20 protein-coding genes are annotated in these 24,238 nt (G+C 45.3%); 18 read left to right on the top strand and 2 right to left on the bottom strand.

The features are described 5' to 3' along the window. Nucleotides 1-159 precede the first annotated feature (159 nt). The 18 genes from AB0L18_RS18700 (at nucleotide 160) to AB0L18_RS18615 (ending at nucleotide 22,127) form a co-directional block, all read left to right on the top strand. Nucleotides 160-750 (top strand): SAM-dependent methyltransferase, encoded by a 591-nt coding sequence (locus tag AB0L18_RS18700; RefSeq protein ID WP_367388836.1) that lies wholly within the window; start codon nucleotides 160-162, stop codon nucleotides 748-750. Nucleotides 751-867: 117 nt separating this feature from the next. After that, nucleotides 868-1,509, top strand: a complete 642-nt coding sequence (locus tag AB0L18_RS18695; RefSeq protein WP_367388835.1) for a response regulator transcription factor — start codon at nucleotides 868-870, stop codon at nucleotides 1,507-1,509. Between the two features lie 34 nt (nucleotides 1,510-1,543). Further along, nucleotides 1,544-2,140 (top strand): dephospho-CoA kinase, encoded by a 597-nt coding sequence (gene coaE, locus AB0L18_RS18690; protein ID WP_367388834.1) that lies wholly within the window; start codon nucleotides 1,544-1,546, stop codon nucleotides 2,138-2,140. Next, nucleotides 2,137-3,276 (top strand): LOG family protein, encoded by a 1,140-nt coding sequence (locus tag AB0L18_RS18685; protein WP_367388833.1) that lies wholly within the window; start codon nucleotides 2,137-2,139, stop codon nucleotides 3,274-3,276. Before coaE ends, AB0L18_RS18685 begins: the two co-directional genes overlap by 4 nt. Nucleotides 3,277-3,370: 94 nt before the next feature. Beyond that, nucleotides 3,371-4,861: a S10 family peptidase gene (locus AB0L18_RS18680; protein ID WP_367388832.1), complete on the top strand. Its 1,491-nt coding sequence runs from the start codon at nucleotides 3,371-3,373 to the stop codon at nucleotides 4,859-4,861. Nucleotides 4,862-5,234: 373 nt separating this feature from the next. Continuing rightward, nucleotides 5,235-5,945 carry a FadR/GntR family transcriptional regulator gene (locus tag AB0L18_RS18675; protein WP_367388831.1) on the top strand — a complete coding sequence of 237 codons (711 nt, stop codon included), beginning with the start codon at nucleotides 5,235-5,237 and terminating at the stop codon, nucleotides 5,943-5,945. A 302-nt stretch (nucleotides 5,946-6,247) separates the two neighbouring features. Then, nucleotides 6,248-9,475, top strand: coding sequence for a SusC/RagA family TonB-linked outer membrane protein (locus tag AB0L18_RS18670; RefSeq protein WP_367388830.1), 3,228 nt, complete (start codon nucleotides 6,248-6,250; stop codon nucleotides 9,473-9,475). A gap of 33 nt (nucleotides 9,476-9,508) precedes the next feature. Continuing rightward, nucleotides 9,509-10,807 carry a RagB/SusD family nutrient uptake outer membrane protein gene (locus tag AB0L18_RS18665; protein WP_367388829.1) on the top strand — a complete coding sequence of 433 codons (1,299 nt, stop codon included), beginning with the start codon at nucleotides 9,509-9,511 and terminating at the stop codon, nucleotides 10,805-10,807. Nucleotides 10,808-11,143: 336 nt separating this feature from the next. Next, a complete protein-coding gene (locus AB0L18_RS18660) occupies nucleotides 11,144-12,403 on the top strand; it encodes an Nramp family divalent metal transporter (RefSeq protein ID WP_367388828.1) in 1,260 nt (419 codons plus the stop codon). A 19-nt stretch (nucleotides 12,404-12,422) separates the two neighbouring features. Then, nucleotides 12,423-14,741 carry a chondroitinase-B domain-containing protein gene (locus tag AB0L18_RS18655; protein ID WP_367388827.1) on the top strand — a complete coding sequence of 773 codons (2,319 nt, stop codon included), beginning with the start codon at nucleotides 12,423-12,425 and terminating at the stop codon, nucleotides 14,739-14,741. 74 nt (nucleotides 14,742-14,815) lie between these two features. Further along, the gene (locus AB0L18_RS18650; RefSeq protein WP_367388826.1) at nucleotides 14,816-15,892 is read left to right on the top strand and encodes a polysaccharide lyase family 7 protein; all 1,077 of its coding nucleotides are present in this window, start codon (nucleotides 14,816-14,818) and stop codon (nucleotides 15,890-15,892) included. Between the two features lie 25 nt (nucleotides 15,893-15,917). Continuing rightward, nucleotides 15,918-16,985 carry a polysaccharide lyase family 7 protein gene (locus AB0L18_RS18645; protein ID WP_367388825.1) on the top strand — a complete coding sequence of 356 codons (1,068 nt, stop codon included), beginning with the start codon at nucleotides 15,918-15,920 and terminating at the stop codon, nucleotides 16,983-16,985. Nucleotides 16,986-17,043: 58 nt separating this feature from the next. Beyond that, a complete protein-coding gene (locus tag AB0L18_RS18640) occupies nucleotides 17,044-17,418 on the top strand; it encodes a cupin domain-containing protein (RefSeq protein ID WP_367388824.1) in 375 nt (124 codons plus the stop codon). Nucleotides 17,419-17,422: 4 nt separating this feature from the next. After that, a complete protein-coding gene (locus AB0L18_RS18635; protein WP_367388823.1) occupies nucleotides 17,423-18,742 on the top strand; it encodes an MFS transporter in 1,320 nt (439 codons plus the stop codon). Between the two features lie 74 nt (nucleotides 18,743-18,816). After that, entirely contained in the window at nucleotides 18,817-19,578 is a 762-nt protein-coding gene (locus tag AB0L18_RS18630; protein WP_367388822.1) for an SDR family NAD(P)-dependent oxidoreductase, read from the top strand. 20 nt (nucleotides 19,579-19,598) lie between these two features. Next, complete coding sequence (locus AB0L18_RS18625) at nucleotides 19,599-20,636, top strand: PfkB family carbohydrate kinase (RefSeq protein ID WP_367388821.1); 1,038 nt, start codon at nucleotides 19,599-19,601, stop codon at nucleotides 20,634-20,636. A 40-nt stretch (nucleotides 20,637-20,676) separates the two neighbouring features. Beyond that, complete coding sequence (locus AB0L18_RS18620) at nucleotides 20,677-21,432, top strand: SDR family NAD(P)-dependent oxidoreductase (protein WP_367388820.1); 756 nt, start codon at nucleotides 20,677-20,679, stop codon at nucleotides 21,430-21,432. Between the two features lie 26 nt (nucleotides 21,433-21,458). Further along, entirely contained in the window at nucleotides 21,459-22,127 is a 669-nt protein-coding gene (locus tag AB0L18_RS18615) for a bifunctional 4-hydroxy-2-oxoglutarate aldolase/2-dehydro-3-deoxy-phosphogluconate aldolase (RefSeq protein WP_367388819.1), read from the top strand. Between the two features lie 211 nt (nucleotides 22,128-22,338). On the opposite strand, the gene AB0L18_RS18610 is transcribed toward AB0L18_RS18615, so the two are convergent. Both AB0L18_RS18610 and selD read right to left on the bottom strand, forming a co-directional pair. Then, complete coding sequence (locus AB0L18_RS18610) at nucleotides 22,339-22,761, bottom strand: CBS domain-containing protein (RefSeq protein WP_367388818.1); 423 nt, start codon at nucleotides 22,759-22,761, stop codon at nucleotides 22,339-22,341. A 119-nt stretch (nucleotides 22,762-22,880) separates the two neighbouring features. Then, nucleotides 22,881-23,927 carry a selenide, water dikinase SelD gene (gene selD, locus AB0L18_RS18605; protein ID WP_367388817.1) on the bottom strand — a complete coding sequence of 349 codons (1,047 nt, stop codon included), beginning with the start codon at nucleotides 23,925-23,927 and terminating at the stop codon, nucleotides 22,881-22,883. Between the last annotated feature and the right edge of the window lie 311 nt (nucleotides 23,928-24,238).

Genomic DNA, 24,238 nt, shown 5'->3' with positions numbered 1-24,238 from the left:
TCGGAAGTAATGGGGCACGCAAGGGTTGTTTGAGGCAGTGTTCAAGATTATTTGATGGTTTTGCAAACTATGGTATCGAATACTACTAGCAACTCCTAATACTTCCGACTTCTGACTTCCCAATTCCGACTTTGAAAAAAGTGCAAGTAACCTGTATATATGAATATCTTAGATGCAGCATACTGGGAAACGCGCTGGCAAGGCCAACAGACAGGTTGGGACATAGGCGAAGCTTCTCCCCCATTGACTCATTATTTGGAAAATGTTAGTGATCGGACAACTCGCATATTGATCCCGGGTGCTGGCAGGGCCTATGAGGCGCTTTATCTTCATCAACAGGGTTATGAGCAAGTGTTTGTTTGCGATTGGGCACCAAGTGCCTTTAACCATCTACGCCAGCAGGCACCAGATTTTCCAGAGGAACATCTACTGGTAGGGGATTTTTTTGAGCTCAAGCCCCCTACCCCATTTGACTTATTGCTAGAGCAAACCTTCTTCTGTGCTATTGATCCTAAGCTACGCCCTCAATACGTAGCCAAAGCCGCTGATTTACTGACCGATCAAGGCACCTTGGCAGGCGTATTATTTGCCCGTGAATTTCCCTTCGAGGGGCCTCCTTTTGGAGGAACGAAAGCGGTGTATCAACCATTATTTGCTACCCATTTCGATATACTCACCATGCAAATCACGCCTCACTCTATCCCACCCCGTCTGGGGAATGAGCTTTTTATTGAACTAAAGAAAAAGTAAATAGTTATACCTGAGATAAATTTTACTGGAATCTGCCAATCCTCTTATTTAAATTAAGTCTAAATAAATTTTGTAAACCAGGCTCCCTCATTTATCTTCGCACAGCATTACCATTCCATGGAAGTAAGTACAACCATAGCTATTGCAGACCCACAGCTACTGTCGAGGTCAGGTATCAAACACCTTCTCGCTCAGAACGAGGGGTTATCGCTATTGTTTGAAGCGACCAATGAGCAAGAATTATTTGTACAGCTTAAGGAGCACCAGCCCAACATCTTGGTCATTGATTACGACCATGCGCCACGCTTTAGTGCCAATACCGTGCACCACATCATCAAAAATCATCCAGAAATCCAACTTTTGATCATCACCGATGATGATCGCCCGCACCAGATTTTGCGCCTTTTGGAGAATGGTGTAAAAACCTTTATTACCAAAGCTTGTAATGAACAAGAAGTAAAAGACGCACTCCTGGCAGCTGTCCGCAAAGAAAAATTCTTTTGTGCAAAGGTGTTGGATTACTTGCTCGAAAGGTCTGCCTCCCAGGGAAGTCCGGACATCACACTGCTGAGTCCTCGTGAAATAGAGATCGTTAGTTTGATTGCCAAAGGGCTGGTCGCCAAAGAAATTGCTGCAGAACTCCACCTCAGCACCCATACCGTTTATACCCACCGTAAGAATATTCTCAAAAAACTCAACCTGCGTTCTTCTTCGGAGCTTTTGGTTTTTGCCTTGCAGAATAACCTGGTTACAGGTTAGAATTTATAAATTACAGCCGAATAAGTACTAATTTATGACGTTACGAATTGGCATCACCGGGGGTATAGGAAGTGGAAAAACAACTGTCTGCCAAATTTTTGCAAGCCTAGGCATCCCCGTTTATTACGCTGATGATCGAGCAAAATGGTTGATGGGAAACGCCCCCCAGCTCATAGCCGCATTGAAAGACGCTTTTGGCGAAAAGACCTACACGGAACAAGGGACACTGGATCGCGCCTATCTGGCAGAGCTTGTTTTTAACAATCAGGAACAACTCGACATCCTCAACAGCATTGTACACCCTTCCGTCAGAGAAGACGGGATTCGTTGGGATGAACAACATCAGGATACGCCCTACACGCTCCGCGAGGCGGCCCTTCTCTACGAAAGCGGCATCTACCAACTTCTTGATCAAATTATCACGGTCACAGCACCAGAAGCCCTGCGTATTCAAAGGGTAATGGAACGTGACGGGCTGCGGGAAGAACAAGTAAAAGCCCGGATGGACAAACAATGGCCAGAAGAAAAAAAGGTAGCACTTGCTGACTTTGTCATCCACAACGATGGCCAGCATTCCCTTATCCGCCAGGTATTTCAAATTCACCAACAACTAAGTAAGCCTCACGCATGACCTTCCAACGCCCTAAGTTTATCGCTTCAGAGGAACAGATCATCAACCAGATCAGCACTTTTGAAGGACTACTGAAAAACGGCCATTCTTTGGTCAACTGCACCGTGCAGGCCCTGGATTTCAGGCCATTAAAACTGGATTGGGGAAATTTCAAGATCAAGAATACACTTTTTCTTGGCTGCCAGATGAGCCTGGACGATGAGATGCTGCTCCGCAAAAAAGGGGCCAACATCTACCACGCTCCTGAAGATTTGCCCTACGATCCTTTCCGTACCCAACTGTATACCTGGCAAGAACTTTGTAAGACCGTCAACGACCAAAGTCACGACCTCCGCGTTTACGATCATTTCAGTACCCAACGCTTCAACCCCACGATCAACGAAGCCCTCTGGCAACGTATCCACGACCATGCGATCGATAATTCCTTACGGAAACTGCTAAAATTTGATGATCAGGGGATGACCGACCGTCGGTGTGTCGCTATCATGGGAGGCCATAGCATGGCTCGAACAGCTTCCTGTTATCATAAAACGGTTGTTACAGCCAAGCTGCTCGGTGAACATGGCTACTTTGTCGCTTCGGGTGGCGGCCCTGGCATCATGGAGGCAGCCAACCTGGGTGCATACCTAGCCGGCCAACCCGCTAGTGCGGTTGACAAAGCCTTGGATATACTCAAAGAAGCTCCCCATTATACAGACGAGGGATACCACGAAACGGCACTCGCCGTACTTGCCGCTTACCCGGAAGGACAGGACAACCTGGCGATTCCTACCTGGTTTTATGGTCATGAACCCAGCAATCTCTTTGCCAGCCATATTGCCAAATATTTCTCCAATAGCATTCGAGAAGATACGCTTTTGGCCGTAGCACTTTACGGTATTGTGTATGCGCCGGGAAGTGCAGGCACCACCCAGGAGATATTTATGGATGCTGCCCAGAACCATTACGCAACCTTCAACTATTACAGTCCAATGGTTTTCCTGGGACGGGAGCGGTACGAAATTGAAACCATGCTCTACCCTCTTTTGCGGCAGCTGTCCTTTGGCAAAACCTACCACGACCTGATGTGTCTGACGGATGAACCAACGGAGGTACTGGCTTTTTTACAAACACACCAGCCTATCAGTAAAGCGTAGCTTTGTTGTACTATAGACATTCACCGAGGAGCAGTCAAAGGTTTATCATCTTTCCGTATCTTAACCCGTCTTATCACCACAACCAATTCTAGTTATGAAAAACCTCTACTTGCTACTGCTTGGCTTGTTCCTTATTCAAGGTCTTGTCTTTGCCCAACATCGCCATTTACCGATTGACACCATGGTTGTCACCCAACACAGCACCACCATTCGTGGTCAAAAAGTTGATTATACCGCCACCATCGGGATGCAACCCGTTTGGGATGAATTGGGGGAACCCATAGCGACCTTACATTATACGTATTACACCAGAAATGGAATAGCGGACAGAGGCAATCGACCACTTCTTATTTCCTTTAATGGAGGCCCAGGTTCGGGTTCCGTGTGGATGCATGTGGCCTATACGGGCCCGCAGGTGTTGAACATCGATGAAGAAGGCTACCCTATACAGCCTTATGGCACCCACGAAAACCCCTACTCTATATTGGACATCGCCGATATTGTATACGTTAATCCAGTGAACACTGGTTACTCTCGCACCATCCCGATGAGTGGTAAAGAAATCAAGCGGGAACAGTTTTTTGGGGTCAATGCCGACATTGACTACCTGTCGGAATGGCTCACGACCTTCGTCACACGAAAAGAACGCTGGCGCTCCCCCAAGTACATCATTGGAGAAAGCTACGGGGGTACCAGAGTAGCAGGCTTGGCCCTGGCTTTACAGGAAAAACAGTGGATGTACCTCAATGGTGTAGTCTTGGTTTCCCCGGCCGATTATCAGGCTTCTGCTTCAGATAGCCCTGTGTCGTCGGCAATAGATTTCCCTTACTTTACAGCTGCCGCTTGGTACCACAAACAACTTCCTGATCATTTACAACAGCAAGATTTGCTGGATATACTACCGGCCTCGGAAGAATTTGCCATTGGCACCCTCATGCCAGCACTCGCTCGGGGAGGCTTCCTGCCTTTGGAGGAAAAGCAAGTCATTGCAAACAAGATGGCTGAGTACGCAGGCATCTCGGCGGAAGTAATTATGCAGCATAATTTGGATGTACCTACCCAGTATTTCTGGAAAGAACTGCTGAGAAACGAAAAGGGCTACACCATTGGTCGTCTGGATTCCCGCTATCTGGGTATTGATCGTAGTGAGGCAGGTGATAAGCCAGATTATAGTGCAGAGCTTACTTCCTGGTTGCACTCCTTCACGCCAGCCATTAATTATTACCTGCGGGAAGAGCTGGGCTTCAAGACGGATTTGAAATACAATATGTTTGGGCCGGTCCGCCCCTGGGATTTTCAGAAGAACAATGTCCGTGATAATTTGCGTAAAGCCATGGCTGAAAACCCCTACCTCAACGTCATGTTTCAATCTGGCTATTACGATGGCGCCACCACCTACTTCAGTGCCAAATACATGATGTGGCAATTGGATCCTAGTGGCAAACTGCAAGATCGTCTCCGGTTCCAAGGCTACCGCAGCGGCCACATGATGTACCTCCGATTAGAAGACCTCCAAGCTGCTAATGACCATCTGCGGAATTTCATATTGGAGAGTATGCCCAAGGGGGAAGCAGCGAAGTATTAGGTACTCATCCCGATTCCTCGGGATTCGCGGTAGTGTTCGCTACGCGAACGGAGGTGTTCACCCGGTGCCCGGGTGCTCACTGCGTTCGCGGTTTTTTAGATCCTTGAGCGCTAGCGAACACTACCGCGAGTGAAACGAGCACCCCCGTGATCCCGATTTATCGGGAGAACACCACCGCGAACGCAGTGAGCACAACCGTGAGCGCCAGCGAACACAAAAACCGTATTTAAAGCCCCTTCTCTACCGATAAGCCATATTTATACTACTATTTTCTTTTTTTTACCAAAAAATATTTCCGAGTAAGAAATATTATCGTAGTTTTGGTCAACCAATTAATTGGTCAACCAATTTAGCGATTCTGAAACAACCTCTTATGCTTGAAAATTTCAGTGAAATCCGTGTTGAGACGCCTGTCGATAAGATTATTAAACAGATTCGATCACTGATATCCTCGGGACAGCTAGCGCCAGGGGATCGTCTTCCAGCGGAGCGAAAACTTGCTGAGAAACTAGCTGTAAGTCGCTCTAACATACGCGATGCGATTCAAAAGCTAGAGTTCTATGGTATCCTTAAGACCCTGCCTCAGAGTGGAACGGTGGTGGCTGGTATTGGCATCACGGCCCTAGAGGGCCTAATCACCGATGTTTTGAAACTAGAGAAGAGTGATTTCTCTTCCTTAGTGGAAACCAGGGTAATTCTGGAGGTAAATGCGGCCGAACTCGCAGCAGAACGTAGAACGCCCGAAGACATTATTGAGTTGAATAAAGCATTAGCTGCTTACGAGAAGAAAGTTCGTGCGGGTAAACAGGCGGTAGAGGAGGATTTGCTTTTTCACCTGAAAATTGCTGAAGCCAGCAAGAATGCGGTGCTAAAGTCCCTTATGCTGATTATCACACCGGATATCGTCAACAACTTTATACAGTACAAAGTATGTGATGATAATTCAGAGCTAAAAGTCTACCATGAACACGAGCAGATTCTGGAGCACATCATCAACAGAGATAGCGAAGCTGCGGCCAAAGCTATGCGAGCGCACCTTCATGAAGTTACAGCGTTCAGCAAGTCAAAGAACATTCTAAGATAAATTATATTCACTATTCTTGAAATTAAACCACCACACATGCATTCAGCCTTAAATTCCAGCTAAGTAGCATAAAAAAATGGACCAGCATTTCTGCTGCTCCATTCCAAAGGTATATTTCATAAAGGATCTTGTATTGCCGAAATTCCACGTTTCCTCGATCGGCTAAATAGAAGTATGCGTGGTTGTTTCAACTCATATTTAATTTGGGATTCCCCAGATTAAACAGGCCCTCTTTTGTTTATACCCATTCTATCATTCGCCAGAGAAGGCGAAATCAGCACACAAATTTAAAATAAAAAATAATGATAACTAAAATAATTAATCATTTCAACAAGTCGGGTTGGGTATTTTACCTGATGACTTTGTTGTTATGCCTTCCTTTCCTTTCTCAAGGAAATACCAATTGGGTAGAGGAAGTAAAACCAATTACGGGCAAAGTTACTTCTGCCGAAGATGGCGAACCTCTAATTGGTGTTACGGTACTGATAAAAGGCACCCCATCCGGCACCGTTACTGATGTTGACGGTATGTTTTCCTTAAATGTAGACGAAGGCGCCGTACTGGTCTTCAGTTATACCGGTTTTGAACCACAAGAAGTCGTTGTTGGTGCGGAAACGACTTATAATATTGTTTTGAAAACGGATGCACAGATTTTGGATGAAGTGGTGGTGGTTGGGTACGGTACCCGTAAGAAGTCACACAATACTGGTGCAATTGCACAAGTGGGTGGCACTGACATCGCAGCAATTCAGGCTACTCGTGTAGACGATGCCTTAGCGGGTAAGTTAGCAGGTGTCTTAATTCAAAATCAAGATGGGGCTCCTGGTGCAGATCCAAAGATTCAAATTAGAGCAGCGTCCTCTATTTCAGGTGATTCCAATCCGCTAATTGTAGTGGATGGTTATCCGATTTCAGGAAGTTTGGCGACGGTTAACCCGAACGATATTGAAAGTTTGGAGGTACTAAAAGATGCTGCTTCTGCGGCAATCTATGGTTCAAGGGGTGCCAATGGTGTAATATTGGTTACGACCAAAAGAGGAAAATCAGGTAAGCCTAGTTTTAGTTACAATGCTTATGCGAGCACCTCTAGCAGGTACGTAAAAGATGTTGAACAACTTAAGACCGCTGGAGAATGGGCAGCTGAATTAGAAACGGGTATTGCTAATGGCACTTATGATGTCTCTGAAGTCAACCCTGATCTATTGAATTATCGCCTAAACGCTTATAAAAATGCACCTGATGTCTTGGCGGTAGAAGATTGGCTGTTTCGCAATGGTAACAGCATGAGCCATGACTTCAGCATGAGCGGTGGCACAGATGATGTCAACTACTTTGCTTCAATAGGTTACCTCAATGCTGAAGGCATAGTAATCACGCAGGGCTTTGAACGATACAATGCGCGTTTGAATGTCGATGCCAGGCTGGGAGACCGCTTCAAAACGGGCATCAATTTCAATGGCTTTATGTCTGATAGAGATATCGTAGGTCATGACATGAGAGATCTTTTACGTGCGTATAGCATTTCTCCAATCTACCATACGGAAGCGTCTATTGCCTTTGTTCAGGATTTAGATCAGCAAGCACAGGCTTTGGGGCTTGCCCCCTTTGACGCTGGCTACCGAGGAGGTAATGCACCTTTCAACAACAGTATCTATACCCTGGAGCCTGGCATGACTGCCCAAGACTGGCACTACGGGAGAAGCGGCAATGGCATTGGTGGATCTGGTGATGCCGGCCCGGCAACCAAGCTGGATAACACGGACCGTTTTCAAAAAACGTTTTTTGCGAACATCAGCTCTTATTTACAATACAACATTCTGGAAGGCTTGAATGTGAGAACCGTTTTGGGCGGAGACCTGAGAGACACCCGAGACTTTTTCGCGAGAACACTTGAATTTGATTCTCAAGGGCGTACTAATCAAACGGCATTGGATCAAACCGATGTAAAAAGATCTTCTGTACTGAGTGAAACGACCTTGAATTATGCGAAAGTATTAGGCAATCATGACCTTTCTGCAGTAGCTGGGGTGGAATTTCAAAATTTCTATATCAGTGGAATCTCATTAAACGGTTCAAATGTCCCCTATGGTCAGCCGCTCAACTATGCGCTGCTTGATCCTGCTGATATTGCTGTTACGGAGAGGGACGAAACCGTTGCTCGGAGAAGCGTTTTTGGACGCATTAACTATGCCTATGACAATCGTTATTTGGCATCGGTATCGGCTCGAAGAGATGGTGATTCTCGCTTTGGTGCTAACAAAAGATATGAGGTATTTCCAGCAATTTCCTTAGGCTGGAACGTGCACAACGAAGCTTTTTACAATTCAGACTTCCTGACTGATCTAAAACTACGCTTCAGTACTGGATCTTTAGGAACCACTTCTTTCTTAGGCTCTTACAGCTCCTTGAGTCTTTTGAACCCTCAGGCAACCGTGTTTGGAACTGGATTTCTTATCCCGTCAAATGTAGGAAACCCGGATCTAACCTGGCAAACCAATACGGAGACCAACTATGGTGTCAACCTGGGTTTCCTGGGTAATCGCTTCACCCTGGGTGTTGATTATTACACCTCTGATATCGAAGACATCCTGATTAATCAAAGTGTTTCTGAAGTATTAGGCACTACTTCTATCGTGCTCAACTCTGGCGATGTTACCAGCTCGGGCGTAGAGTTTGAGCTAGGTGCTGCAGTGATCAACTCGGGTGGTTTCCGCTGGAACATCAGCGCCAACCTGTCTACCGTTAACACCGAAATTACCGACCTGGGTGGTCTGGATGAATTACCTCAAGTGATTTATGGCCAGTCTGGTAGAGGTCCTGTCTTTAGAAACTATGTAGGAGGAGAAATTGGTGAAATGTGGGGATTGGAAACCAACGGAATGGTTGAAACGCAGTTCATGAGCGATCCTACACGAAACATTGGTATCAGTAGTTCAGAATACTATGTTGTCGATCAAAATGGAGATGGTATCATTGATAACACAAGAACCGTTGAAGACGGTGGTGATTTAGTTAAAATAGGACAAAACACACCTGATTTCTACTGGGGCTTGAATAGCCAAATGACCTACAAGGAGTTTGATATTTCCTTCCAGCTCCAAGGTGCCCAGGGCGGCGACGTTTTCAACATTGACGAAATTTACTGGAGATCAGAATTTGGCGGAAGGCTAAAATCTAGTTTTGATGCTGACAATGATGGTATTGCTGATCATAATGGACAGCATTACACACAATCAAGAAATCAATTGGACGCTCAAATCCAGGATGCATCCTACATCGCCTTGAGAAACTTCACGGTAGGATATACCATCAATCCCGATTGGACGCGTAGAGGAGGTTTCAATTCCGTGAGAGTATACGCCGCAGCAACCAACCTTTTGTATCTGATGGGCGATGATTACACCTCTCTTAACCCAGAAGGAGTAGAGACCACACAAAGTGATTACCTGGGCCCAACAACCTACGGCGTACAAGTGGGTGCCAGTCCGGTTGTAAAAAGTTTCACACTGGGTCTAAATGTAAACTTCTAAACAACCAAACCTTAAATTTTAAATAATAAAATAATGAAAACATTATATATAATACTGGGGTCATTGCTATTACTCACAGCTTGTGAGGATTTGGATCAATTCCCTCCAAATATTGCTAGTTCAGGTTCTTTGACTGATTTTGAGGGGGTACTCAATGCCGCCTATTTCTATCAGCATGGATCTGCTACCCCAATGGCCGTCATGGGTGACTTCAGAGCAGACAATGCTTTGATGTTGGAACCGCCTTACACTGAATTTGACACCTACGGCCCTAATTTAACGGCGATGGAAGATCAATTTTTCGGTCCTTTCTATACGGCGTTGTACAAGTCGATTTTAAGTGCAAACAATGTAATTGAAAATTCCAAAGTAGCCACCGAGGTAGGAGAAGCCAAATTTTTGCGTGCACTGGCATATTTCAAACTGGTGCGTGTGTTTGGTGATGTACCCGTCAACTTGTCTGCTTCACCTAGTACAACCGATGGATCAATTTTAGCACGACAGCCGGTAGCTGATGTTTACAATAATGTGATCATTCCAGATTTGGAAGATGCAATAGCTGCTTTGGATACGAAAATTGTAGAAGGCAGGGCGTCAAAGTACGCAGCCCAAGGGCTTCTTGGTAAGGTATTCGTTCAGATGGGCGATTTTAACCAAGCGGAAGCACATCTTGCGGCTGTTGTCAACGGAGCTACTGCGGCAGAAATTACCTTACAGGCCAACTATGCCGACATTTTTGGGGTAGACAACGACTTGAATTCAGAAGTCATTTTTGCCACCCAAATATCAAGTTCTATTTCTGACGAATATGGTTTTACCGAGTTTTGGTCGTGGTATGGCGGCCTTGACACCAAATCGCTGGAGCCATTGGATGCCGATTTAATTGCCGCTTTTGATGCCAGCCCTGGCGACTTGAGAAGAGCAGTAAACATCGACGAGGCACTTTTGCGGTCGCCAAAATATCCTCAAACTGGAGGCCCTGATCACGATTGGATAGAGCTAAGATTGGCAGATGTTATCCTGCTGTATGCAGAAACATTGAACGAAAATGGAAGCACTCCTGCTGCACTCGTAGAACTAAACAAGATTAGAACGAGAGCGGGTTTAGCTAATTCCACGGCAAGCACACAAGGAGAAGTTAGAACAGCTATTGCTAATGAAAGAAGACTTGAGCTCGCTTTTGAAGGCCAGCGATGGTTTGATTTAGTGAGAACCGGCACTGTTAATGCTGAAATGGGACAAACTATTGATAGCAAATTTCACTTGTTCCCCATCCCGGTTTCGGAAGTACTGGCAAGCTTTGGTGTCATTACACAAAATGATGGCTACTAATAAAAGTGAGGTTTTACTTCGTAGCTGCTTCGCGGTAGCTTACGCTGCTACTTCGTGGTGCAAGCAGGCTTAAACCTAAGGTGCTCAATCTGCTGGTGAATAGGCGTGACGGTTTCAGTGCTTTTTTGACAAGCTAAATTGCTAGGCGAAGTTGCCCTTGGTCAGGTTACGCGGGCTTTAGTCCGCACTCGGAGGACGGATAGAACTCGTTGCGGGCGACCCCGAAGGGATGCCTATGGCAAAGCCACGCGTAACCTGAATTACCAGCCAGATTGTACAGCCTACCCTGTACGGTGAGGTTTTACTGATTATAAAACTACCCTCTAACTAAAACGTATGCCACAAGAACATTCTATCCTAAAAAAGCTCTTGCTGTTCCTATTGGGAATAGGCCCAGGCATCTTTGCCATCGGCTACACCATTGGTACAGGTAGCGTCACTTCTATGGTCGTTGCCGGTAGCAGTTATGGAATGCAGTTGTTGTGGGTATTGGCCTTGAGCTGTTTGTTTTCCTGGGTTTTGATGGAAGCCTATGGTAGGTATTATTTGGTGACCGGTGAGACCGCGCTATTTGCTTTCCGCAAAAATTTAAGGTTTGGCAACCTGATAGCAATACTGATTATCATCGGAATCACCTTCGGACAATGGAATTCGCTCATCGGAATTTTAGGCATTTCAGCCAATGCTATTGTCGAGACCTTAGCATTGTTCCTCCCTTCCATTAAAGGAAATGAATACGGGTGGGTTTTAGGCATTGCATTGATAATAATGGGTACGATGTACACCCTTTTATGGAAGGGAAACTATTCGATCTTTGAAAAGATACTCCTCTTTTTTGTCACCCTTATGGGGCTTTCTTTTTTCCTGTCCCTCTTTGTTATTTTGCCAGACCCCGCTGAAGTCATGAAGGGGTTCATCCCCTACATTCCACAGGTAGAAGGTGGGAAAATGCTGGTTGCCGCCTTTGTTGGCACGACGATGGCATCCGCGACCTTTATCTCTCGCCCCCTTTTTATTCAAGGGAAAGGCTGGACAAAAGACAACCTCAAAGAACAACAAAAAGATGCCCTCTGGGCGGCGATTCTAATATTCATCATCAGTGCTTCCATCATGTCCGTTGCCATGGGTGCCTTTTACTATGAAGGAAAAGTAGTTACCAAGGTTTTGGATATGGTTTATGCACTAGAGCCCATTGCGGGACGCTTTGCCATTGCCATCTTTTTTATGGGAACATTGGCCGCTGGACTGTCTTCTGTTTTCCCAATTCTGATGATCGCGCCTTTGATGATCGCTGATTACCAACAAGGCAAATTAGACACCACTTCTAAACAATTTAAAATCATCACGGGAGTCGCTTGTCTCATCGGCTTGGCTGTTCCTGTTTTCGGTGCGAATCCTATTAAAGCCCAAATTTTAACGCAAGTTTTCAATGTATTTGTCCTTCCCTTAGTCATTGCCGGAATCATCATTTTGACCAACCGGAAAGCACTAATGGGCGAACATAAAGCAGGCATTGCTTTAAATATTGGGATGGTATTAGCACTCATCTTTGCTTGCATTATATCCTACAGTGGCATCATGGCGATCTTGGAATAAGCTATGTAAAAAAAATGATATGAAGAACTATCTACTACTTTCCGTCTTACTACTGCTACTGCTCTCGTCTTGTGGCACAAACTCCAGTTCGGAAAGCTTTTATGTAAAAAATATAGATGAACTAAATAAAGCAATAAGCCAGATAAATCCGGGAGGAGAAATCGTCCTGGCCAATGGAGTCTGGCAAGATGTTCAAATCATTTTTTATGGTATAGGTAGGCCAGAAGCTCCTATTACACTAAGAGCTGAAGCGCCTGGTGAAGTCTTGATCCAGGGAACATCCAACCTGAAGCTAGGAGGTGAATACCTGGTAGTAGATGGTCTTTATTTCACCAATGGAGCCTCACCAGCCCAAGCGGTTATCCAGTTTTTCATCAATGATGATACGCTGGCCAACAACTGTCGAGTCACCCATTCCGCTATTAGGGACTTCAACAAATCCCAAAGGAACAAGGAAGATTTATGGGTCTTATTTAAAGGGAGACACAATGAACTCGACCATTGCTATCTCGCTGGAAAATCGAATAGAGGGCCGACCCTAAGAGTAGATTTGGCCAGCAATGAAAGTATTAAAAACTACCACAACATTCACCATAACTATTTTGGTCCCAGGCAACCAAAAGGCGGGCCAAGTGCCGAAACCATCCAGATTGGGGACAGTGGCACATCAATGGCGCCAAGCCATACCCTGGTTACTGACAACTTCTTCGATAGATGCAATGGTGAAGTGGAGATCATTTCTAGTAAATCAAACTTCAACGAATTCAGGAACAATGTCTTCTATAAAAGCGAGGGGTCTTTGGTTACTCGCCACGGGAACTATTGCGTGATTGACGGCAATTACTTCATAGGTTCGGAAAGATCGCCTCATGTTGGTGGGATAAGGCTTATTGGAACGGGACATTGGGTAACGAATAATTATTTCTACAACCTCAATGGTGAGATTTTCAGAGGGCCACTGGCGGTCATGAATGGCATTGAACGCTCGGCCATCAACAGATATTTCCAAGTTACGAATGTGGTCGTTGCCTACAACACTTGGGTCAATTGTCGTTCACCCTGGCAATTTGGTGTAGGATCGAATATTGATCAGCGTGATGTCCTTCCTCCTTCAGAAATACGATCAGAGACCCCCATTCGAACATTAGTGGCTAATAATATTATTTACAATGCTGTTGGGGATAAAATGCCTATCGTTCGTTACGATTCCATTGATGGTATTACTTTTCAAAGCAACATCATCAACAATCAAGGTATTGGCTTCAGAGGTGTAGAAGGCCTGGAAGAAATGGATTTCTCGATGAAGCAATTGGAAGAAAACATTTGGGTGCCTTCCTCCGATCTCAGTAGTATTGAAGTTCATTATGGGTTTGAATTTGATCAAATCACCAAAGACTTGTTCGGCAATTCCCGCGGAGTAAATAATTCAATAGGTGCCACAAACGGCGTGAACGCAGGGAAAACCAACATTATAGCTATCACCCAATACGGCCCTGCCTGGTATAACCCAACGCCTCCTGAAGCAGCCCCAAAAACCTATGCGGTGGGTAGCTCAGAAGAGCTGGTAGCGGCCTTAGCCAATGCCAAGGATGGAGACATCATTGCCTTGAATTCAAATCGATATGAAATAAGTTCTCCCCTCAAAATCACCCATAAGCTAAGCATACAATCGGCAGACACCCTAAGTAAATCCATCGTCTCCTATACTGGAGCAGCTGAGACCCCGGCCTTTGAAATGAATCCCAAAGGTCAGCTTAACTTGAAATCAGTCATCCTTCAGGGTACCGGTAAGAATTATGCCTTTGCCAGCTTGAAAGAGAACATGTCCAGCCTTTACAATTTGAAGTTAAGGGACGTCGAAATATCAGACTTCGACTTTGTACTCAAAGCCTATAAGTATTCATTTGCCGAGTACATCGAGTTCCATTCTACGGTTATAAAAAACTGTAATAATGGACTGGATCTATCAAGTGAAGATGACAACAAGGGGGAATATAATGCGGAGAACATCTCTATCGTCAACTGTCAATTCGAAGGTGTTGACCAAAATGTTATCAACTATTACCGTGGTGGCTATGATGAGTCTACCGTTGGTGGAAATCTTGTCATCAAGGGAAGCACGTTCACGAAAAGTGGTGGTAAAGACGCAACGGGTATCTTGCTCAACACCTACGGTATTATCAATGTAGCTATTGCTGGAAATACTTTTCAAAACAATAATGTACAACTGGTAGCGAGGCTTTGGGGCGCTAAGAATAATACAGCTACGGATAACACTATTGTGAACGCAGGTCGAATTGTTACGGAACAAAACTTACCACAAAAATTGATGTATTGATTGGTTGTTTACCAACAGCTCTCTTTAGAAACTGCCCCATTTACCTTCACTTAACCAAGCTAAAGATGATGATTATGAACCTGACAATTCGCCTGCTTTTTTTAGCCCTCTTGAGTATCATCCTGACAAATTGTAGCCCCGAATCAAGTGCAAAAGATAGCGATACGCAAGCGACAGTTACCACCTACCCCAGCGATGTCATTCCATTCATGGAGGAATGGAATCTTATCTTAGGAAGTGGTGAAAATGTTGGTCAGGCCAACCGTTTTGAGCATCAGGATTTTTTTTATGTCACCCATGATGGGGAAACGAATTGGGTGGTGTACAAAGCCCCTAATTCAGGGGAGACGCATGGCACTTCAAACAATACAAGAACCGAATTGGCCCAAAGAAAAAAATGGTCCCCTATGACCAATGCTAAATTGACAGCTACGCTAAAAGTAGCGAATGTGTCAACGACTGGTGATGCTCGGGTAGCTGCTTCTTACGCTGTAGTGGTTGGTCAGATTCATAGTGCCGATGGACATGAAAACGAGCCGCTCAAAATATTTTACAAGAAATTCCCTGGCCATACCAAAGGTTCTGTTTTCTGGCATTATGAGATCAATACCGCTGGTGATGATAATTCCGGACGATGGGATTATTCAACAGCTGTTTGGGGCTATGACTTTTCTGTTGTTGGTAGGGAAGAAAGCACTTACCCGGAAGAACCGGAAGATGGCATTGCATTAGGCGAGGAATTCAGTTATGAAATCGAAGTTAAGGAGGGTATCATGTACCTGAAATTTACTAGTGAAGGGCACGAAAGTAAAACATTTACAAAGAACCTGATCGTATCAGAATATACTACAGTTGCGGCTATTCCTGAGCAAACTCAGAAGTTGTTTGTGTCAATTGGCCAAGGCGGCGTGGAGCGAGAAAATGCTTACGCAGCAGAAGGTCTTTTTTTTAAACAAGGCGCTTATAACCAAACGAATGGTAAATCTCCAGAATTAAATAAAAACTGGTGCTCTGGAGCGGAAACCTATGGCGGTGATATTCAAAAACAATATGAAACAGGAAATTACGCTGAAGTTTGGTTTAAAACGGCAAGCATCTTTGTAAGTAAGGATGCAGTGTCTAATGAAGGCTATTTTATTAAAAATGATTAAGTACTGCGCAGAAAATAAAAACAAAATGACAAAATCAATATTTCAGCCACTCTTAATGACGGGCTTAATATTTTTCCTCTGTGCTTGTAGCAATACCGCGAATGAGAACAATAGTGAAGTGACCGATAAGGAAGAAGCGGCAAGTAACACTGTTTATCCCAGTGATGTTATTCCATTTATGGATAAATTCAAAATCTTGTTAGGGGATGGAACCAAGGAGGATGATTTGGTCAAGTACGAACAAAAAGACTTCTTCTACGCTACCCAGGAAGATGAAACGAATTGGGTCGTCTATAAAACACCGAATTCAGGTGTTACCTCAAAAAACTCAAGCAATACCAGAACAGAGCTGCACGAATTAAGGAATTGGACACCAGAAACAGGAGGTAAATTAACCGGCACGCTGAAAGTAATGCATGTTTCCACTTCGGGCGACGCTAGAGTTGCGGCTTCTTACTCTACAGTTGTAGGACAGATACACAGCGGTGAAGGTCACGAAAATGAACCCCTCAAGATATTTTACAAGAAATTTCCCGGTCATACGAAAGGCTCCGTTTTCTGGAATTATGAAATCAATACTGCGGGTGACGACAACGCCGGGAGATGGGATTTTTCAAGTGCAGTTTGGGGCTATGATATGTCGGTAGTTGGTACTAGCGCCAGCGATTATCCCACAGCACCTGAAAATGGCATTGAACTGGGCGAAGAATTTAGCTACGAAATCAATGTATACCAAGGAATTATGTATCTCACTTTTACCAGTGCGGGCCACGACACGATTCGATTTACCAAAAACTTGATCGCATCTGATTACACGACGACTGCAGACCTGCCCGAGCAAACCCAAAAGTTGTTTGTCCCCATTGGTCAGGATGGCGTAGAAAGAAAGACGGCCTACGCCGGAGAATTACAATACTTTAAGCAGGGTGCATATAATCAAACCAATGGCAAAGATCCGGAAACAAACATGGTTTGGTGTACCGGAGCCGATACCTACGATGGTGATATCCCCCAACAATATGCCAATGGAGCTTATACCGAAGTTTGGTTCCGAGCGGCAACAGTAGGGGAAGGTACCCCGCCTGTTGAATAAAAAAACGAATGGGAAGGCATTTATGCATTCAAAAAACAATAACTAAAAAATAAAGCATATGAGTTTACATGATAACATTACACCCACCAAAGAGTACTGGATAGACGAAGAGACTCCCTGGGAAGAAGTAGCCACTGGCCTTAGTCGCCAGATCATGGGCTACGATGGTAAGATCATGCTAGTTAAGGCAAAATTTGAATCAGGTGCCATCGGTATTTTGCATAAGCACTATCACTCACAGGTCACCTATGTGGAGAGTGGCGAATTTGAGATGACCATTGGCAATGATACAAGAATCATCAAAGGTGGTGATTCCTTTTACATACCTCCCCATGTAATGCATGGCTGTGTATGCAGAAAACCCGGGATATTGATTGATGTATTCAGTCCAGCCAGGGAGGATTTTCTAGGTCACGAAATGTTAGACCTTTAAACTTATGATAGATCAAATCAAAAAGAACGTGGGTGGCTTGCGCTGGTGGGTAATCGGACTCATCGCATTGGCTACAGTTATCAATTACATAGATAGACAGTCATTGCCTGTGCTGTGGCCAGATATTGCAGAGGACCTATATCCAGAGAAGAATGCAGACGAGCGAAAAGCAATTTACGGTACTATTTCAGTAGTATTTCTTTTCTCCTATGCCTTTGGGCAAACGATTTTTGGAAAAATATTTGACAAAGTAGGGACCCGGATTGGCTTTACATTGTCCATTGGATTTTGGTCCATTGCGACAGCTTTGCATGCGCTTGCAAAAGGTGTAGTAAGCCTTAGTATTTTCAGAGGAATCTTAGGTATTGCGGAGGCCGGTAACTGGCCCGGGGCGGCCAAGGGTAATGCCGAATGGTTTCCGACCAAAGAAAGAGCCTTTGCCCAGGGATTATTCAATTCAGGGGCTGCAATTGGAGGTATCATTGCCTTCCCGACAATCGGTATATTATCGATTTACATGTCCTGGAAGTTTATCTTTATTATTGTCGGCTTGCTTGGTCTGCTGTGGTTGATTCCATGGTGGATGATTGTGAAAGCACCGCCATCAAAACACCCCTGGATTAGTGATGAAGAACGTGAATACATCTTAACGGGGCAAAAGAACCAAGATATAGATGGTGACGAAGAATATGACGAAGGCTATCATCCAACAACCAGTAAAATGCTTAGGCATAAAGAAAGCTGGGGAGTCATTATAGCTTCTGCAGCGATTGATCCTATCTGGTGGCTTTTCGTTTTTTGGATTCCTATTTATCTCAATGAGGTATACGGTATGGACGTCAAATCAATAGGATTTTATGCATGGGTACCGTATGTAGGAGCTATGTTAGGAGCTTGGTTCGGAGGTTTACTAGCTCAGAATCGTATCAAAGCTGGTCTAACGGTCAATAAAACCCGTAAAATGGTGATCACACTTGGGTGTGTAATAATGCTACCGGCATTATTGGCAATGGCCAATCCCGGAGGACCAGTAACAGCAGTTTTGCTAATGGCGGTAATCCTATTTGGATTCCAGACGGCAATTGGTAATGTTCAGACGCTACCTAGTGATTTATTTGGTTCTGACACCGTTGGAACACTTGCGGGTATAGCGGGAACTGCGGCAAAATTAAGTGCGGCGGGGCTTACCGTATTGGTACCTTGGCTCACTGCCGGAGGTAATTATACATCAGCTTTTATCATAGGAGCTGCATTGGCACTCATTGCACTGGCAGCAGTGTGGGTTTTATGCCCAAAAATAGAACCATTAAAACCAACAGAATAAAAGGGATTTTCTACTTAAAAAGATGGAATAGCATAGCGTTATTTTAATCTCTTTAAAACAACAAATAACAAATAATGAAATTAAAAGGAAAAATAGCTGTTGTCACTGGTGCTACGGGCGGCATAGGCTTTGAAGTTGCGCAGCACCTGGGAAGAGAAGGTTGTACCGTCGTTTTAAACGGTATAGATGATGCGCAAGGTGCTAAAAAACTGCACCTCTTAAAGGAACAAGGGATTACCGCAGCGTACTATGGATTTGATGTTACCAACGAAGAGGAGGTCAATGAAAACATCAAGGCTATTGGAAATAAGTACGGCAAGATTGATATCGTTGTGAACAATGCCGGTGGACTTGGTGGCAGGTCTAGATTTGAAGACATGACAACCGAGTTTTACAGGTCCGTCATGGCACTTAATTTAGATTCGACATTCTTTGTCTCTCGGGCAGCTATACCCTTCCTCAAAAAAGGCTTACACCCAACCATCATCAACTACACCTCAAATGCTGCTTGGAATGCGGGTGGGCCAGGGGCGGGCATTTATGGCACCTCAAAAGCTGGTGTCCATGCCATTACCAGAGCATTAGCCAAGGATTTAGCAGAATACGGAATTCGTGTGAATGCCGTATCACCTGGCACCATTGACACCCCGTTTCACGCTCAAATCAAATCCACCAAACCAGAAGTTTTCGCCTCGTGGAAAAACAATATCCTATTGGGCAGGCTAGGGCAACCCAAAGATGTAGCAGCCGTTGTGGTTTTCCTCGCTAGTGAAGACGCCGCCTTTATCACTGCCGAGACTATTCAAATTGGCGGTGGACAAGCCCTGGGTATTTAACTAAAAACAATCGTTTTGATATGAAGAAAATTGTCACTTTTGGAGAAATCATGCTGCGTTTGACGCCCCCGGGAATGCAGCGATTTTCGCAAGCGAATAGTTTCGATGTCGTTTATGGCGGTGGAGAGTCTAACGTAGCTGTTTCATTGGCCAACTATGGCTTGCCTACGGAACTCGTGACGCGCCTGCCCGATAATGACTTGGGCGAATGTGCGCTAATGGAAATGCGTAAACGCAATGTCGGCACACAGCACATCCTGCGCGGCGGCGAACGGCTGGGGATTTACTTCCTGGAGATGGGAGCAGTAAGCCGGGGGAGTAAAGTAGTCTACGATCGTGCACATTCCAGCATGGCGAGTATTGAAAAAGGAATGGTCGACTGGGAAGCCGTTTTTGCCGACGCACAATGGTTTCACTGGACGGGCATCACCCCTGCCATCTCGCAAGGGGCAGCCGATGCTTGCCTGGAAGCCATTCAGACGGCCAACCGCATGGGCGTTACGGTTTCTACAGATCTCAATTACCGGAAAAATCTCTGGAAATACGGCAAAGAACCGGCAGAAGTGATGCCCGAACTGGTAGCTGGCTGTGATGTCATCCTGGGTAATGAAGAAGATGCCGAAAAGCACTTTGGAATTCATCCCAAAGGTGTGGATGTGACCCAGGGCCACTCCATTGATGCCAAGGCTTACCTCTCTGTTTTGCAGCAGCTTATGGAGCGCTTCCCACGCTGCACGAAAGCCATCACCACTTTAAGAGGCTCCATTAGCGCATCACACAACACCTGGTCGGGTGTACTTTATGATGGAAAAACACTCTTTGAAGCTCCTACCTATCAGATCACCCATATTGTAGATCGTGTAGGAGGAGGCGATAGCTTCATGGGAGGCCTTATCTACGGCCTGATTGCTTATCCTGGTGACAATCAAAAAGCCCTGGAATTTGCAGTAGCGGCTTCTTGCCTCAAACATACCATTTATGGCGATGCCAACCTGGCTACCATCGCTGAAGTGAAACAACTAATGGGAGGAGATGCCAGTGGCCGTGTGAGCAGATAAGCAGCGTGCATCTATTGTTCATCAAGAAAATATAAACAAAATGAAAAGGCTTGCGAATAAAGTAGCAGTAGTAACCGGCGGCTCTAGAGATATCGGGCGAGCAATCGCCATCAAACTGGCCAAAGAAGGGGCTAATGTAGTGGTCAACTACTACAATACAGAAGCAGGAGCATTAGAAACCGTAGCAGAGATTAAGGCCCTAGGTCAAAAAGCCATTGCGGTCAAAGCTGACGTATCAAAGCTGGAAGACATCGCCCATTTAAAAGCGAAAACCATAGCGGCGTTTGGCGAAAAAGTAGATATCCTCGTGAACAATGCAGGAGGGCTCTTCGCTAGAAAAATCTTGTCGGAATTAGAGGAATCCTTCTACGACCTCGTCATGAATGTCAATTTCAAGTCGACGGTATTTGTCTCCCAGGCATTCGAGCCCCTGATGAGCGAGGGTGGATCAATCATCAACCTTTCTTCCTTAGCAGCAAGAGATGGCGGTGGCGGCGGATCTTCTTTATACGCTTCTTCCAAAGGAGCTGTTACGACATTCTCGAGAGCTATGGCCAAAGAGTTGGGACCTAAAGGTATCAGGGTAAACGCCGTATGCCCTGGTTTAATCGGCACCAAATTTCACGATGATTTCACTGCGGATGAAGTCCGCGCGATGGTCGCTGCTAAAACACCCTTGAGGAAAGAAGGAGCTGCCGAGGAAGTCGCAGACCTGGTGGCTTACCTGGCCTCAGATGAAGCTTCATTTATCACGGGCAATAACATTGATATCAACGGAGGATTAGCTTTTTCATAAAATTTCAAACTGGAATCAGTAATTCAATGGCAAGATTTACAAGAATACAAGTCGCCCAAAAAATGGCGGAACAAGGAATGGTCCCCTTGTTTTATGATGCTGATATGGAGACAAGTAAAAAAGTGCTAACCGCATGTTACAAAGGCGGAGCTCATTTAATGGAGTTTACGAGTAGAGGTGATTTTGCGCACGAAGTATTTGGAGAACTCAACAAGTTTTGCGAACGCGAATTGCCCGCAATGATTTTAGGTGTAGGCTCCATCACCGATGCTGCTTCGGCCAGCTTGTACATGCAATTGGGTGCCAATTTTATTGTTACGCCAGTATTAAGAGAAGACATTGCTATGGTTTGTAATCGTCGCAAAGTCCTCTGGTCGCCGGGGTGTGGCTCGCTTGGTGAAATTTGTCGTGCCGAAGAATTGGGCTGCGAAGTTGTCAAACTTTTCCCTGGCGGCATCTACGGACCAGCATTTGTAAAAAACATCAAAGGCCCTCAACCCTGGACCTCTATCATGCCAACGGGAGGCGTCTCCCCCACCCGGGAATCCCTGGAAGCCTGGTTTAAAGCAGGGGTGAGTTGCGTGGGCATGGGTTCCCAGCTAATGGTCAAAAACCAGACTGGTCAACTAGATTATCTGCGTATTGAACAACTTACCCGCGATGCCTTGAAGATGATCCAGGAAATTAAGGCGTAAAAATTGGGGCCATGCTGGTAATGGCGTTTGCAAAGCAACGCCATTACCAGCACCGGGCCATCCGTTCTTACCTTCGGTACCACTGCTGTCCCTTGTCCGAGATTCCTGTTTGGAAAGTCGGCCCCCACGCTTCAGACAAAGCCTTGCGCATCGATACGTAGTGGGACTTGGGGTAGATGGTATGGCGATAAATACCCTCGCCGTGTCCAACTCAATCCCGTCCGCTTTTCTTTTTAGAAGGCGTTGGTGCATTTTTCATCACAAAACGATGATCTTCCACCAGCTTCAGGAGGTCGTGCGCGCTCAAGACCCCCACAATTTTGTGCTCATCGGCCACAACAAGGTGATTGATATGGTGGTTGCGCATGATGCGCGCAGCAATGTGTACATCTGAATAAGGAGGAATGGTATAAACCTTTGTCGTCATTACGTGGCTCAGTGGAGTATTGTCCGAAAAGCCATCCTTGAGGATATCCGTAGCAGTGAAGATGCCTTTTATATTATTTTCATTGTCAACGATAGGTATTGATTTGATGCTGTTTTTGGCCATGATGGATTGGGCATGACCTACTGACTTATGAGGCATTGTGGTGATGACTGATTCCACCATCAGGTCCTTTACTTTGATATTCATAATTGTTAATTTATGCTGGTAGTAGTAAACACTTAGTAACCCTAAAGAACCAGGTTCCTACCAACAAACACAATGATGACTATCACCCCAGACGATGCTAAATATCAATGCGTTTCAGATCATTTCACGTACACCAACTTCTCTTTCTGCTCTTCTACCCTACCCACGGGCGACAGTTCTAAGCCATTGTTTTTTTGAAACTGTTGGAATGCCGTCAATTCATCGGGAGAAATGGCTACCAACAAGCCACCGCTTGTCTGTGGATCACAAAGAATATTCCTCTGCAAATCAGTGACTTCTCCTACCTTGTGGCCATAGCTTGCCCAGTTGCGGTTGGTACCGCCAGGCACACAGCCTTCTGCCAAATAATGATGAATAACCGCGGTATCAATGAGGGGCACATTGGCAAAATCAATACGAGCACTGGTGGCACTGGCTTCCATCATTTCACGTAAGTGCCCAATCAGGCCAAATCCCGTCACATCGGTCATGGCGTTTACATAAGGTAATTTTGCTAAAGCTATTCCTATCTTATTAAGTTTGATCATGCTATCGCGCGCCAAAAATTGATCGGTAGAACGTAACTTACCTTTTTTCTGTGCCGTACTGAGAATACCTACCCCCAGCGGTTTTGTTAGAAAAAGGTAATCACCCGGCTGCGCACCGCCATTTTTCTTTAAATCCTCCACAGCTACCCTACCCGTGACTGCCAGCCCGAAAATAGGCTCCGGGCTATCGATGCTATGCCCCCCTGCCAATGGAATGCCGGCATCCATACAAGCCTGGCGGCCACCAGCAATCACCTGTTGGGCAACCTCCGCGGGGATGGTGTTGATGGGCCAACCCAAGATAGCGATAGCTAGCATCGGCGTTCCACCCATCGCGTAAACATCACTGATGGCATTGACCGAAGCGATCCTGCCAAAATCAAAGGGATCGTCCACGATGGGCATAAAGAAATCCGTTGTACTGATGATCGCACTCCCATCGCCTAATTCCATGACGGCCGCATCATCGCGCTCCTGGTTACCTACCAAAAGCGAAGAAAAATGAGGGCTCACTTGGTCGGAAGCCAATATCGTATCCAAAACTTGAGGGGAAATTTTGCAGCCGCATCCTGCGCCATGACTATACTGTGTGAGCGGAAATTGATTAGGAGTTGCCATGATTTGGTTTGATGGTTTGATGGTTGGGGTGTTAGTTTGCTAGTTTGTTAGCGAACTGAACGCAAATTTCGGTAGACTAAGTTAAGCTACTAAAGAAATGTAAAAGTAGTCGAGTTGGGGGTAAATAAGGGGGTATCAGGTCAGAAAAATCGGAAGTCAATCCGAATAGACACCTTTCATTAAACTAAATGTATTTTATTTAAAATAAACAAACATTAATTTTGCACAATGGAAATAAACCGCTATCTTCGTAAAGAGCAAATCGACCGATTGCTCACCAATCAGCGGTAACTACCCCTTGCACGGTCGCA

Source organism: Lewinella sp. LCG006 (assembly GCF_040784935.1).
Lineage (GTDB): Bacteria > Bacteroidota > Bacteroidia > Chitinophagales > Saprospiraceae > Lewinella.
The sequence above is the reverse complement of the archived record's forward strand: the minus strand, read 5'-3'. Positions and strand labels throughout refer to the sequence as shown.

Bases quoted from the DNA above. Each gene is read 5' to 3' on its own strand.
- AB0L18_RS18700 (WP_367388836.1), top strand. From the start codon at position 160: ATGAATATCTTAGATGCAGCATACTGGGAAACGCGCTGGCAAGGCCAA.
- AB0L18_RS18695 (WP_367388835.1), top strand. From the start codon at position 868: ATGGAAGTAAGTACAACCATAGCTATTGCAGACCCACAGCTACTGTCG.
- coaE (WP_367388834.1), top strand. From the start codon at position 1,544: ATGACGTTACGAATTGGCATCACCGGGGGTATAGGAAGTGGAAAAACA.
- AB0L18_RS18685 (WP_367388833.1), top strand. From the start codon at position 2,137: ATGACCTTCCAACGCCCTAAGTTTATCGCTTCAGAGGAACAGATCATC.
- AB0L18_RS18680 (WP_367388832.1), top strand. From the start codon at position 3,371: ATGAAAAACCTCTACTTGCTACTGCTTGGCTTGTTCCTTATTCAAGGT.
- AB0L18_RS18675 (WP_367388831.1), top strand. From the start codon at position 5,235: ATGCTTGAAAATTTCAGTGAAATCCGTGTTGAGACGCCTGTCGATAAG.
- AB0L18_RS18670 (WP_367388830.1), top strand. From the start codon at position 6,248: ATGATAACTAAAATAATTAATCATTTCAACAAGTCGGGTTGGGTATTT.
- AB0L18_RS18665 (WP_367388829.1), top strand. From the start codon at position 9,509: ATGAAAACATTATATATAATACTGGGGTCATTGCTATTACTCACAGCT.
- AB0L18_RS18660 (WP_367388828.1), top strand. From the start codon at position 11,144: ATGCCACAAGAACATTCTATCCTAAAAAAGCTCTTGCTGTTCCTATTG.
- AB0L18_RS18655 (WP_367388827.1), top strand. From the start codon at position 12,423: ATGAAGAACTATCTACTACTTTCCGTCTTACTACTGCTACTGCTCTCG.
- AB0L18_RS18650 (WP_367388826.1), top strand. From the start codon at position 14,816: ATGAACCTGACAATTCGCCTGCTTTTTTTAGCCCTCTTGAGTATCATC.
- AB0L18_RS18645 (WP_367388825.1), top strand. From the start codon at position 15,918: ATGACAAAATCAATATTTCAGCCACTCTTAATGACGGGCTTAATATTT.
- AB0L18_RS18640 (WP_367388824.1), top strand. From the start codon at position 17,044: ATGAGTTTACATGATAACATTACACCCACCAAAGAGTACTGGATAGAC.
- AB0L18_RS18635 (WP_367388823.1), top strand. From the start codon at position 17,423: ATGATAGATCAAATCAAAAAGAACGTGGGTGGCTTGCGCTGGTGGGTA.
- AB0L18_RS18630 (WP_367388822.1), top strand. From the start codon at position 18,817: ATGAAATTAAAAGGAAAAATAGCTGTTGTCACTGGTGCTACGGGCGGC.
- AB0L18_RS18625 (WP_367388821.1), top strand. From the start codon at position 19,599: ATGAAGAAAATTGTCACTTTTGGAGAAATCATGCTGCGTTTGACGCCC.
- AB0L18_RS18620 (WP_367388820.1), top strand. From the start codon at position 20,677: ATGAAAAGGCTTGCGAATAAAGTAGCAGTAGTAACCGGCGGCTCTAGA.
- AB0L18_RS18615 (WP_367388819.1), top strand. From the start codon at position 21,459: ATGGCAAGATTTACAAGAATACAAGTCGCCCAAAAAATGGCGGAACAA.
- AB0L18_RS18610 (WP_367388818.1), bottom strand. From the start codon at position 22,761: ATGAATATCAAAGTAAAGGACCTGATGGTGGAATCAGTCATCACCACA.
- selD (WP_367388817.1), bottom strand. From the start codon at position 23,927: ATGGCAACTCCTAATCAATTTCCGCTCACACAGTATAGTCATGGCGCA.